This is a genomic window from Halorhodospira sp. 9622, assembly GCF_022228025.1.
Taxonomy (GTDB): domain Bacteria; phylum Pseudomonadota; class Gammaproteobacteria; order Nitrococcales; family Halorhodospiraceae; genus Halorhodospira; species Halorhodospira halophila_A.
This window is the reverse complement of record NZ_JAJNRE010000006.1, coordinates 116,471-125,936: the sequence shown is the minus strand read 5'-3', so window position 1 is coordinate 125,936 and position 9,466 is coordinate 116,471. Positions and strand designations below refer to the sequence as shown.

At 66.1% G+C, this 9,466-nt stretch carries 17 protein-coding genes; 2 read left to right on the top strand and 15 right to left on the bottom strand.

Annotated features, from left to right (window positions below; genetic code table 11):
* Nucleotides 1-77 precede the first annotated feature (77 nt).
* The gene (locus LRG07_RS05345) at nucleotides 78-1,049 is read left to right on the top strand and encodes a site-specific integrase (protein WP_201169751.1); all 972 of its coding nucleotides are present in this window, start codon (nucleotides 78-80) and stop codon (nucleotides 1,047-1,049) included.
* On the opposite strand, the gene LRG07_RS05340 is transcribed toward LRG07_RS05345, so the two are convergent.
* The 15 genes from LRG07_RS05340 to LRG07_RS05270 form a co-directional block, all read right to left on the bottom strand.
* Complete coding sequence (locus LRG07_RS05340) at nucleotides 1,046-1,231, bottom strand: AlpA family transcriptional regulator (protein WP_201169749.1); 186 nt, start codon at nucleotides 1,229-1,231, stop codon at nucleotides 1,046-1,048. The genes LRG07_RS05345 and LRG07_RS05340 overlap by 4 nt on opposite strands.
* Complete coding sequence (locus LRG07_RS05335; protein WP_238636821.1) at nucleotides 1,228-1,455, bottom strand: hypothetical protein; 228 nt, start codon at nucleotides 1,453-1,455, stop codon at nucleotides 1,228-1,230. Before LRG07_RS05335 ends, LRG07_RS05340 begins: the two co-directional genes overlap by 4 nt.
* Before the next feature lie 2 nt (nucleotides 1,456-1,457).
* The gene (gene thyA / locus LRG07_RS05330; RefSeq protein WP_238641942.1) at nucleotides 1,458-2,276 is read right to left on the bottom strand and encodes a thymidylate synthase; all 819 of its coding nucleotides are present in this window, start codon (nucleotides 2,274-2,276) and stop codon (nucleotides 1,458-1,460) included.
* Between the two features lie 238 nt (nucleotides 2,277-2,514).
* Nucleotides 2,515-2,994, bottom strand: a complete 480-nt coding sequence (dut, locus tag LRG07_RS05325; protein ID WP_238641941.1) for a dUTP diphosphatase — start codon at nucleotides 2,992-2,994, stop codon at nucleotides 2,515-2,517.
* Nucleotides 2,994-3,473, bottom strand: coding sequence for a single-stranded DNA-binding protein (ssb, locus tag LRG07_RS05320; RefSeq protein WP_238641940.1), 480 nt, complete (start codon nucleotides 3,471-3,473; stop codon nucleotides 2,994-2,996). The genes dut and ssb overlap by 1 nt, the downstream gene beginning before the upstream one ends.
* A 14-nt stretch (nucleotides 3,474-3,487) precedes the next feature.
* A complete protein-coding gene (locus LRG07_RS05315) occupies nucleotides 3,488-3,820 on the bottom strand; it encodes a hypothetical protein (protein WP_201169739.1) in 333 nt (110 codons plus the stop codon).
* On the bottom strand, nucleotides 3,817-4,875 hold the full coding sequence (locus LRG07_RS05310; protein WP_238641939.1) for a DUF1351 domain-containing protein: 1,059 nt from the start codon (nucleotides 4,873-4,875) through the stop codon (nucleotides 3,817-3,819). Before LRG07_RS05310 ends, LRG07_RS05315 begins: the two co-directional genes overlap by 4 nt.
* 13 nt (nucleotides 4,876-4,888) lie before the next feature.
* Nucleotides 4,889-5,611, bottom strand: a complete 723-nt coding sequence (locus LRG07_RS05305) for a putative quorum-sensing-regulated virulence factor (protein ID WP_201169734.1) — start codon at nucleotides 5,609-5,611, stop codon at nucleotides 4,889-4,891.
* On the bottom strand, nucleotides 5,611-6,321 hold the full coding sequence (locus LRG07_RS05300) for a YqaJ viral recombinase family protein (RefSeq protein WP_238641938.1): 711 nt from the start codon (nucleotides 6,319-6,321) through the stop codon (nucleotides 5,611-5,613). Before LRG07_RS05300 ends, LRG07_RS05305 begins: the two co-directional genes overlap by 1 nt.
* Entirely contained in the window at nucleotides 6,318-7,118 is an 801-nt protein-coding gene (locus LRG07_RS05295) for an ERF family protein (protein WP_238641937.1), read from the bottom strand. Before LRG07_RS05295 ends, LRG07_RS05300 begins: the two co-directional genes overlap by 4 nt.
* Nucleotides 7,115-7,417, bottom strand: a complete 303-nt coding sequence (locus LRG07_RS05290) for a hypothetical protein (RefSeq protein ID WP_201169728.1) — start codon at nucleotides 7,415-7,417, stop codon at nucleotides 7,115-7,117. The genes LRG07_RS05295 and LRG07_RS05290 overlap by 4 nt, the downstream gene beginning before the upstream one ends.
* Nucleotides 7,414-7,551 carry a hypothetical protein gene (locus LRG07_RS05285; RefSeq protein WP_238636813.1) on the bottom strand — a complete coding sequence of 46 codons (138 nt, stop codon included), beginning with the start codon at nucleotides 7,549-7,551 and terminating at the stop codon, nucleotides 7,414-7,416. The genes LRG07_RS05290 and LRG07_RS05285 overlap by 4 nt, the downstream gene beginning before the upstream one ends.
* A complete protein-coding gene (locus tag LRG07_RS05280) occupies nucleotides 7,548-7,772 on the bottom strand; it encodes a hypothetical protein (RefSeq protein ID WP_238636812.1) in 225 nt (74 codons plus the stop codon). Before LRG07_RS05280 ends, LRG07_RS05285 begins: the two co-directional genes overlap by 4 nt.
* A gap of 78 nt (nucleotides 7,773-7,850) precedes the next feature.
* Nucleotides 7,851-8,162 carry a hypothetical protein gene (locus tag LRG07_RS05275; RefSeq protein ID WP_238641936.1) on the bottom strand — a complete coding sequence of 104 codons (312 nt, stop codon included), beginning with the start codon at nucleotides 8,160-8,162 and terminating at the stop codon, nucleotides 7,851-7,853.
* A gap of 197 nt (nucleotides 8,163-8,359) precedes the next feature.
* The gene (locus LRG07_RS05270; RefSeq protein ID WP_238634727.1) at nucleotides 8,360-8,926 is read right to left on the bottom strand and encodes a LexA family transcriptional regulator; all 567 of its coding nucleotides are present in this window, start codon (nucleotides 8,924-8,926) and stop codon (nucleotides 8,360-8,362) included.
* 263 nt (nucleotides 8,927-9,189) lie between these two features.
* Here LRG07_RS05270 and LRG07_RS05265 point away from each other — a divergent pair, with 263 nt between their 5' ends.
* Nucleotides 9,190-9,447, top strand: coding sequence for a YdaS family helix-turn-helix protein (locus LRG07_RS05265; protein ID WP_201169715.1), 258 nt, complete (start codon nucleotides 9,190-9,192; stop codon nucleotides 9,445-9,447).
* The last annotated feature ends 19 nt before the right edge of the window (nucleotides 9,448-9,466 follow it).

The following is a 9,466-nucleotide window of genomic DNA, read 5'->3' as shown; positions in this document are numbered from 1 at the left end:
AAAACGCCAACTGCTGCACTACTGCTGCACTCGGAGCGAGCTAGCTATCGCAGTGGCGGTGGTGGCATGATCCACCTATGGCCACCATCATCAAGCGCGGCAAACGCTGGCAAGCACAAATCCGGCGGCAGGGATACCCGCCGCTGGTCAAGTCTTTTCCGACGAAAGCCGACGCGCAACGCTGGGTCCGTGACCAGGAATCGGAAATGGACCGCGGCGAGTGGATCGACACCCGGGAGGCGGCGCGCACCACACTCGCCGAGGCACTGGATCGGTACCAGCGCGAGGTCATCCCGCGCAAGAAATCCCAAAGCCAGGAGCGTGGCAGGATCCGCCTGTGGCTGCGATCCGGCCTAGCGCCTTACGCCCTCATCAACCTGCGCGGCTCCGACGTGGCGCGCTGGCGTGATGATCGCCTGGAGGATGTCTCCTCGGGCACCGTGCGCCGCGATCTAGCCTTGCTCTCACACCTCTACACGGTAGCGCGCAGCGAGTGGCGCATGGAGGGGCTGCGTGATCCCACCGAGTCGATCTGGTGGCCCTCCCCGGGGCAAGCCCGGGACCGCAGGCTCCAGCCGGAGGAGGAGCGCCGGCTGCGTGAGCACGCCACCCCGCAATTCGACGCCCTACTGACCGTGGCGCTGGAGACGGGGATGCGCCGCGGCGAGATCGCCGCGATGCGCTGGGCGGACGTGAATCTGCGCGCCCGGGTAGTGCGCGTGCCGGATTCCAAAACCAACGAACCGCGCGAGGTGCCGCTGTCCAGGGCGGCGGTGGCGGCGCTGGAGTCAATCCCGCGTCGGATCGACGGTGCGGTCTGGCCGTGGTGCGCCGATGGCATCGGCTCGGCCTGGAAGCGTCTGCGCCGGGCGGCAGAGGTCGAGGGCTTTACCTTCCACGACCTGCGCCATGAGGCGACATCGCGGCTGGTCGAGTCGGGCCGGTTTTCGCTCACCGAGGTATCCGCGATCACCGGACACAAGTCGATGCAGACGTTGAGGCGCTACGCGAACCACCGGGCGAGCGACCTGGCGCGCAAGATGGATTAGGCGCACCGCGTCCGCCGCAGATGCTCCGATAGCCACCCCTCGAACTCCTGCCGATCCCAGGCCCAGCGTCTACCGATCCGCCCAGGCCGCGGGACATAGCCGCGTTTGACCGCGGATCGCAAGGCGTCTCGGGACATCCCCATCCGCTCGGCCACGTCGTCGATATAGAGAACCTGCCTCATGCCCCTTCTCCCTGTAGTGACACGCGCGTTGCATTGAGCCCGTGCTTGTTGCGCCAGACGCAGATGGCGATGTCCTCGCCGTCGCCGTCGTACTCGTAGGTGACCGCCTGGCTTCGGCCGTAGAGCCCGGGCCCGTCCTCGTGGATGAAGCGCAGGGCCGATTCCCAGGCGCAGCGCCATTCCGCCTGTTCCCATAAACCGTGCAGCTTGATGTTCTCGTCCATGCTCACACCGCCACCGGCGCCGGGATTCGCTCGGCCGGGGTGTAGTTGTGGAGTTCTACCGCCGCGCTGCCCTCGGCGTAGTCGATCACCGAGGCGGCCGGTTCCAGGTCCACGCGCGGGGCCGGTGCGGCGAGGGCAGTCAGTTGCCGCCGGGCCTGTGCGAAGTGGTTGTGGTACAGATGCACGTCGCCGAGCGTCCAGGTGAATACGCCCGCCGGATACCCGGTCACCTTGGCCATCATCGACAGCAGCAGTGAGTAGGCCCCGAGGTTAAAAGCGCCGCCGAGGAAGTAGTCACAACTGCGCTGGTAGAGCTGCAAGTGCAGCCGGCCGCTGAGCACGCGAAAGTGCATCAGCACATGGCACGGCGGCAGGGCCATCAGGTGAATCGCCTCCGGGCGCCAGGACGAGAGGATAATCCGGCGGGAGTGGGATTCGGTGCGGATCATGTTCTCGATGTACTGGATCTGATCGAAGCCCTGGGCGTGGCGCCACTGCTCGCCGTAGATCGGCCCGAGCATTCCGGCCTTTGCCCAGGGCGACCACAGCTTGCGCACGTCCTCGGGCAGATCGTGAAGGTCGGTCTGCCCGCGCAGCATCCAGAACAGTTCCTCGCGCAGCCCACGCCACCACACTCTCTTTGTGGTCAGCAGCGGGAAGCCTTCGGCTAGGTCGAATCGAAGCTGCTCCCCGAAGATCGAGCGTGTCCCGACGCCGGTGCGGTCCGTGGAGTCTTCGCCCTGGTGGAGCACCCGGTGCAGCAGCCCGAGGTAGGTGATGTCGTGCGCGCTCACGACCTTGGTGCTCTCGGTGTCGGTCATCGGTTCGGCTCCTGCTCTGGACGAGCAATCATCAGGGCGCGGCATTGCCCACTCTCGCGCGGAATGTGGAAGCGGTAGGAGCAACCATCGCAGCGGCGAAGGATGTGCTCCTCGTTCATGAATGCGCGGCCGGCATACGCGCCGCATCGTGTGGTGACACTCCAGGCCGGCAGCCGCTTGCGCGGCGCCAGATCGGAGTGGCAGCCGTTCCGATCCGGGTCAACCGTTGTCCGCCGGCTCATGCCGCCCCCGACGACCCAAACCCACCTTCGCCGCGCTCGCTCGGCGCGAACTCGGTGACCTCGACCAGATCGACCCGGAACACCGGGGCAAAGACCAGTTGGCCGATCCGCTCCATAGGCTCGATGGTGTATTCCCGATCCGGGCACCCGGTGTGGTACACCGATGCGAAGACCTGGCCTTGGTAGTCGCTGTCGATCAGGCCGACGGAGTTGCTCAACGTCAGGCCGTGCTTGTGCGCAAGGCCGCTGCGCGGCATCAGAAGCGCACAGGCCCAGGCGTCGTCGATGTTGAGCGCAACGCCCAGCGGCACCAACTCCTTGGCGCCCGGGCGAAGGGTCAGCGGCTCGTCAATGCAGGCGCGCACGTCGATTCCGGCCGCCTGCGCGCTGGCCCGGCGCATCTTGTAGCGTTCTTCGCGCAGGCGCGGGTCCAAGATGATGTGCTGCACCAGGCAGCTTCCGTAGGGGTCGAGCATCAAAACAGCCTCCAGTCCGCCCGCATGAACGGGATGTCGTCATCGAAGTCGGTGGGAGCGCCGCCGCCGTTCGCCGGCTGCTGGGGCGGTTGCTGTTGCCGCTGGGCATACCCACCGCCGCCACCTTGGCTGCCTTGGCCCTGGGTGTTGAGCATCTGCATCTGATCGACCACGATCTCCGTGGTGTAGCGGTCCTGGCCGTTCTGGTCCTGCCACTTGCGCGTCTGGAGTTTCCCCTCGACGTAGATCCGATCCCCTTTGTTCAGGTACTTTCCGACGACTTCCGCGAGACCGCGCCAGAACACCAGCCGGTGCCATTCCGTGCGTTGCTGCTCTTCGCCGGTCTGTTTGTCCTTCCAGGATTCGCTGGTTGCCAGCGATGCCTGGGCGACCGGGGTGCCGCTGCCGGTGTGGCGCACCTCCGGGGCTTGCCCCAATCGGCCGATCAGGATCGCCTTGTTAACGCCGCGTTCTGCCATTGCTCGTCCCTCGATTAGTAGGTCGTCCCCGGCAGGGCGCCGGGTTCGGTTACGCGGATACAGTGCAGATACCAGTTGGCTGCGAACTCGGTCGCGGCTGCGCGCTGGTAGTCCGGGCTCAGGTTCCGTGGCATTTCGTAGGCTTCGTAGACGATCATCGTCATCAGCCCCCACACCGACGGATCGACCGCTCGGGGCAGTTGGCCGATGACGCTGGTGATCGTCTGCCCGACCTGTCGCTCCTTCATCACTTGGAAGGCGAACTCGTGGACCGCTTCGCAGTCCTCGCTGGCTTGGGTGGCAGTCACCGCAAACGCCAGTGCCATACCGATGAGCAGCTTCTTCACGTCAACGATTCCTCGACTTGGTTGATGGGAAGCGCTTGGACGCTTTGTAGGGTCGTGACGCCGGCGCGCTCCATGACCCGGCGGCACTCGGCCTCGATGGCCGCACGCTTCACGCGCGGCGATACCTCGATGTAGAAGGTGGCGAGCACGGAGTAGCGGACCTTCCCGTTCTGGGCCGGTGCCGGGGGCGGTTGTGGTCCTGGGGTGGAGGCGGCAGGCTGCGGTGACTCACCCCCCTGGGCGGCCTCCAGAGCGCGGCCCTCCTCGCAACCGGCGCGCTCCAATTCAGCGGCCCGTTCGCGCCGGGCCTGCGCAGCCTGCTCGCGTGCTCGGGCCTCGGCCTGCTCGCGCTCCCACTGCTCGCGTTGCCGTCGGGCGGCCTGCTCCTGGCGCTCCAGTTCGCGGTCTAGGGTGGCGCGCAGCGCCGACTCGTACTCGTCGTCGGGGGCGACCAGGACGTGCTCGACGTGCTCCCGGGTCAGCGGGGCGTGCAGGCCCTCGCGGTAGCTGCGGGCCTCCAGTTCCAGGAGCCGGGTGGTGACCATCTGCTCGCGGTCGCGGTCATTGCGGACCCGCTCCTGCAGCTTCTCCCGTGCCGCCTTGGTCAGCGCGCCTTTTGGGGTGACGCTGCTCAGGAGGACCAGATCCTCGTAGTCGGCGGTGCGGTAGTCGGGGCTCACGCCCTCGGACTGCCAGAGTTCATCGCGCAGACTCGCCAGTAGGGCGCGGGCCCGCTCGCGGGTCTGGTCCTCGTACCGGCGCACCTGCTCCAGTAGATCCTGGCGGGCTTCCTCGCAGCGTTGTTCGAGGGCCTTCATCTGACGCTCGAACTCGGTGATCGGCTGCCGCGCCTCGTCGGCCGCCTTCTTCCGGCGCTCAGCCAGGGTCTTCTTGAGCGCGTTGATCTCCGTGGCCTGGGCCTTGGCGGCCTTCACACCGTCGGGGGATACCACCTGGCGGTACTGCTCCAGGCGTTCGGCCAGGGCGGCCTCAAGCTGCTCGTAGTTGACCTGGATGAGCCCGGGCTGGGCTTGAATCTCGATCATCTGTTGCATGGCGGCGGCCTCCTCAGACCGTGACGCAGCGGTTTTGAAGTTCCAGTTCCAGGGTGTGCTCGGTGTCGCGGTCCCAACCGTCTGCCTGGCGCTGCATCCAGCGCAGGTAATCGGTCGGTACCTCCTCCCACCGGCGGCCGCGGTACCTGCCGAACATCATTCGCTCCAGGGCCACCGGCTGATCGGCGTAGTCGATCAAGGCGCGGATGCTCGGGCAGCCGTGATCGCGGGCCAGCAGGTTGCCCAGCAGCGCGGCTGTGACGTAGCAATCGGCCAGGGCCCGGTGCGCCGGCATCCCCTTCGCGCCCGGGGCAATGAGGCCGAGGTGGTAGCGAAGAAACTGGTTCGAGTAGCTTTCCAGGCCCGGCAGCAGATGCTTTGCAAGGCGCTGGGTGCAGAGCCAGGTGGCGTTGTTGATGCCGTGGCACTCGAAAAATGCCCGCTCGAACTCGGCGTTGTGCGCGACCAGCGGACCCGGGTGCTGCGCGGCTCGCGCTAGCCAGTCCATCGGGGACGGGGCATCGGCCACGTCCTCGTCGGTCAGGTGGTGGATGGCGCTGGCCGAGGCGGGGATCGGTTGCCCCGGGTTGGTGATCTGTTGGCAGTAGGCGATCACCTCGCTCTCTCCGGTCGCGGTATCGACCGCGACATCGACCGAGGCGAACTCGCAGATCCCGTCGCGCTCCGGATCCAACCCGGTTGTCTCCAGGTCCACGACGCGGAAGACGTGCTGCATCACGCGCTGCCTCCCTCAAAAATGCCCACGACGCTTTCGTCGTCCTCGCTCTGCGAGGCGGCCGTTTCCTCGGGGGCGCGGGTTCCGTCATCGGCCAGGCGAATCCGGTAGGACTCCACCAGGGCGTCGAAGGCGGTCAGGTCGGCCATCAGGGCGTCGATGTACCCCTGATCGGCGTGCTCTCGGTGGAGCTTCGGGTTCAGGCCGGGGTGGTAGGGGAAGACCGCCCACCAGTCGCGCTCGCAGATCCACATGCACCCCTGCACCTGGTCGCGGACCTCGGAGAAATCGTCCTCCAGCCACATGGCCATGATCTTGGTCGGGTCGAGGAAAGCCTTGAACTCCGCGCCCCCGCCCGAGCCGATCAGCCCATCGGGGCTACAGCCAAAGCGCCCGCAGTCGGTAGTGACGAAGCCGACCTGCTCGATGTCGGCGCCGAGGATCAGAGAGAGCGTCTCCCGTGCCTCCACCTCCAGCCGGTGACCGCGCTCGCCCTGCCAGGGCTGGTACTCGTCCACGTCCAGCGGCCAGCCGGTGATCCGCTCGATAGCCAGGCGCATCGCGTACTTGCGTGCATCCTGTTTCCAGTCGCCCTTGTTCGCCCCGGTCTTCATCCGCTCGCGCAGCATGGCGAAGCGGCTTGCGGTAATGACCCCAGCGCGGGCGCGGTGCCACTCGGGGGTGCCCTGTTCCACGTCGTGGACGATCATTGGGATGCCTCCTGGCTGTGATGCTTCGCGGTCAGTTCCAGTCGCTTGAGTACGGTGGGCACAGTCGAGGCCGGGATGTCGGCCAGGCGCTCGACCTGCATGCTCTTGAGCACACGGCCCTGGGTGCCCTCGGGGCAGCGGCGCAGCGCACCCTCGATGGCGGCAAGCTGCTCGGCGGTGACGGTCTGGCTGCCCTGGGCAACAGGGCGGGGCGGGTTGCCGGCGGCGTTGCCGTCGTCGTCGTCCTCGCCGATGGCGACGTTGAAGATCAGCTTGAGCAGGTAGCGCATCCCGTAGCTCATCGCGGATCCGCTGGCGTGGGTGCGGGTCATCACGGCGTTGCCCTTGGCACCGATTCCGTCCGAGGGCATGTCCACCCGGTAGGTGCGGGTGTGGCCGGTCTCATGCGAGACGTAGCAGAGCACGCGCACCCAGCCGTCCTGCACCGCCTCGGTATCGAACGACAGCGAGAAGCCCTCCTGGGTGTAGATCGGGCGCAGGGCGGCATCCATCCGCGCGTAGGTGGCGTACCGGCTACGGGTCTGCGGGTTATTGGCGTCAGCCGAGACCCGCCCCATCTGGCGTTGGCAGCGGGACATCGCGCGGTTGAACTCGGCCTCGGCGTTGCGCGCCTCGATCCGCTCGTACATCGACCAGAGGCGTTCCATCTTCTCCACGTCGGTTGACGGGTCGGATGCCGCGCGGATGATGTTCTGAACCAGGCTCCCGTTGTCGGGTGCCTCAGAGCGTGCCGGCACAGACTCCCGGTTGTGCTCAATGGCAGTGCTCTCGCTCACGCTTCCTCCTCAGCGGGGTCGCCCCGCTCTACAGTCGGGCCAATCGGCCCTTCCCAAATGTCGATTCCCCGGCGCTCCAGGGCGTCGGTGACCATGCCGTTGATCGCCCGCTCGCCGGGTGTGGCGCAAAACGTGCGCTCGGTGATCCACGTTGCGAGGGCGTCGGCCAGTGCATCGCGCTCGTGCTCATCCAGGCTCGCCAGGGCCACCTGCAAGGACTCGCGGGTGCGCTGGCGCGCTTCCCGGATCACCGCGGCGCGGACGGATGGCGTCATCGTCTGTGCAGGGGTGTCTTTCACAGCCCTAGCTCCTCTACGTCCTCGGCGGCGACGTAGCCCGCCTCGTACTGCTCACGCGCCTCGGGCTCGGCCGGCGGGTTGCTCTCCTCACCGCGCTGGCGAGCGCGGACGCCCTCCGTGAACGGGGCGCTCATTGCCCTTCCTCCAGCCCTGCCGCGCGCGCTTCTAGGCGATGCGCGATGCTGAGAAGCGCACCTTGTGCGTTGGGCGCTGTCGCCACCGTGGCGAGGTCCGCTTTCAGCCCCCCGATCACCGAAGCCAACACCTGCGCCGACTCGTCCAACTCGGCACAGGCCAGGGCCATGCGCGCCGCGAAGATCCGGTCGATAACCTCGTCGGCCGTTTTCTCGTCCATGTCACCCTCCCAGGGCGGTTTCCAGGCCCATCAGAAGAATCAGCGCCGTGACAGCGAGCACGGCCCCCATGGCGTCTTTCATTGCTCGCGGTCCTCGTCCTCGACCTGCTCGCGGGCCCAGCGGTCCATCAGGTCGTAGTAGGCGGTACGCGCCGGCTCATGCCCGGCCAGGGCGGACTTGCGCAGGGCACGGAACAGCCGGTGCTCCAGGTCGTGCTGGAAGGCGTACTCGATCAGTTCCAGGTCATGCCGCCCGTTCTCGGCGTCCTGGATGTGCTCGGCGGCCCGGCGGTCGATGGCGTCCTCACGGGCGCAGATCAGTCCCTCGCGGTGCGCATGGACCCGCTCGGCAAGGTCAATCGGGTCGGTGTGTCCGGGGAGGTGGTACATGACGGACGCTCCTGAGCTACATTCTGTACCTCAAAGAGTAGACAGGTGCGGTACCACTTGCAAGTACTATTTGTCACACAGACAGATAAAAAAAGCCCGGCGGTGCGCGCCGGGCATCAGGGCTGAATGAACAAAAGTATATGTGTCAGGGTGTCGCAGTCACGAGGCTCGGTGGTCTTGCGGAGGGGGCAGGGGAGCTAAAGCTTTTGGATTCGCTGCGTGATAACGCCGATGATCTCGGCTTGCTCGGCCGGGGTTGGCTGGGCAGGCCAGTTCGGGTTGGTGGGCGCGAGGAAGGCTTGCCCCCCTTCTTTGAGGTAGCGACGAATCATCGGTTCTCCGTCAATCAGGGCAAGTACAAACCGCATGTGCTCGGGTTCGAGGTCGACATCGATGTAAATTCGGTCTCCTTCGGCAAAGTGATCGGCCACCGAGATTAGGTGAGGCACGCTGAAGGCAATGTAAGTCCGGTGTGGATCCGGCGATGGCAACCAGTCCACAACGCTGTCGTTATCAGGCTTCATTCCTTTACCTAGTTGACGGGCAACCTCCCACTGATAGAGGGGGGTGATGCCCGGGTCTAGTTCCGCTCCATGTTGGTCGCCGATAAGCAGCCAAGTCGGGGAGCACTCCAGGGTTGTGGAGAGGGTGAGCAGTTGGTCGGTGTTGATCCGGGTGCGTCCGCGGAGTGCGTGGCCGACCGCCGAGCGGGTAACCCCTAGCGCAGCCGCGAGGTCGTCCGTCGTTAGGTTCAGCTCACGCATCCGTTCGCGTGCTCGCTCCCTCCAAGAGTTTTCAGACACAGCTCTTACCTTTTCGTTAGTTCATCGCGCGCGGATTTTTTCACGTCCCTCCCCCCTTCTTTTGGGCGGATTGCCCGCGCAAGGGGTGTGTGTACTCAATGTACCCTTGCGCCTCAAGTTTAGACAAGCCGCTCGATCTTTCCACTGGTCTGCGCCCGCTTGGCGCCTGTGACGTTCGCTCCCCTTTTCTTGCCTTGGTGCGCTACTGCGAGTACCTTTAGGGTATGGATCTACGAGCGTGGGTGTACGGGCAGGACGAGCCAGTGAGAACGACGCTCGCACGCCTGGCGCGCGAAATCGGCGTCAGCGTTAGCGCCGTCAAGCACTGGATGTACGGGATACGGCGTGTCTCCGCCGAGCGGTGCCGGGTGATCGAGCGCCTGACCAGCGGGGCAGTGACCGCCGAGGAGCTCAGGCCGGATGTTTTCACATCACCACACCGGAGCGAGGCAGCAAAGGAGGGAGGGGTGGCCCAGCGGTGAATGGGCAATGAGTAGGGCA

What these genes read in the sequence shown, in the direction of transcription:
- LRG07_RS05345 (WP_201169751.1), top strand. Translation starts at nt 78, where the DNA reads ATGGCCACCATCATCAAGCGCGGCAAACGCTGGCAAGCACAAATCCGG.
- LRG07_RS05340 (WP_201169749.1), bottom strand. Translation starts at nt 1,231, where the DNA reads ATGAGGCAGGTTCTCTATATCGACGACGTGGCCGAGCGGATGGGGATG.
- LRG07_RS05335 (WP_238636821.1), bottom strand. Translation starts at nt 1,455, where the DNA reads ATGGACGAGAACATCAAGCTGCACGGTTTATGGGAACAGGCGGAATGG.
- thyA (WP_238641942.1), bottom strand. Translation starts at nt 2,276, where the DNA reads ATGACCGACACCGAGAGCACCAAGGTCGTGAGCGCGCACGACATCACC.
- dut (WP_238641941.1), bottom strand. Translation starts at nt 2,994, where the DNA reads ATGCTCGACCCCTACGGAAGCTGCCTGGTGCAGCACATCATCTTGGAC.
- ssb (WP_238641940.1), bottom strand. Translation starts at nt 3,473, where the DNA reads ATGGCAGAACGCGGCGTTAACAAGGCGATCCTGATCGGCCGATTGGGG.
- LRG07_RS05310 (WP_238641939.1), bottom strand. Translation starts at nt 4,875, where the DNA reads ATGCAACAGATGATCGAGATTCAAGCCCAGCCCGGGCTCATCCAGGTC.
- LRG07_RS05305 (WP_201169734.1), bottom strand. Translation starts at nt 5,611, where the DNA reads ATGCAGCACGTCTTCCGCGTCGTGGACCTGGAGACAACCGGGTTGGAT.
- LRG07_RS05300 (WP_238641938.1), bottom strand. Translation starts at nt 6,321, where the DNA reads ATGATCGTCCACGACGTGGAACAGGGCACCCCCGAGTGGCACCGCGCC.
- LRG07_RS05285 (WP_238636813.1), bottom strand. Translation starts at nt 7,551, where the DNA reads ATGAGCGCCCCGTTCACGGAGGGCGTCCGCGCTCGCCAGCGCGGTGAG.
- LRG07_RS05280 (WP_238636812.1), bottom strand. Translation starts at nt 7,772, where the DNA reads ATGGACGAGAAAACGGCCGACGAGGTTATCGACCGGATCTTCGCGGCG.
- LRG07_RS05275 (WP_238641936.1), bottom strand. Translation starts at nt 8,162, where the DNA reads ATGTACCACCTCCCCGGACACACCGACCCGATTGACCTTGCCGAGCGG.
- LRG07_RS05270 (WP_238634727.1), bottom strand. Translation starts at nt 8,926, where the DNA reads ATGCGTGAGCTGAACCTAACGACGGACGACCTCGCGGCTGCGCTAGGG.
- LRG07_RS05265 (WP_201169715.1), top strand. Translation starts at nt 9,190, where the DNA reads ATGGATCTACGAGCGTGGGTGTACGGGCAGGACGAGCCAGTGAGAACG.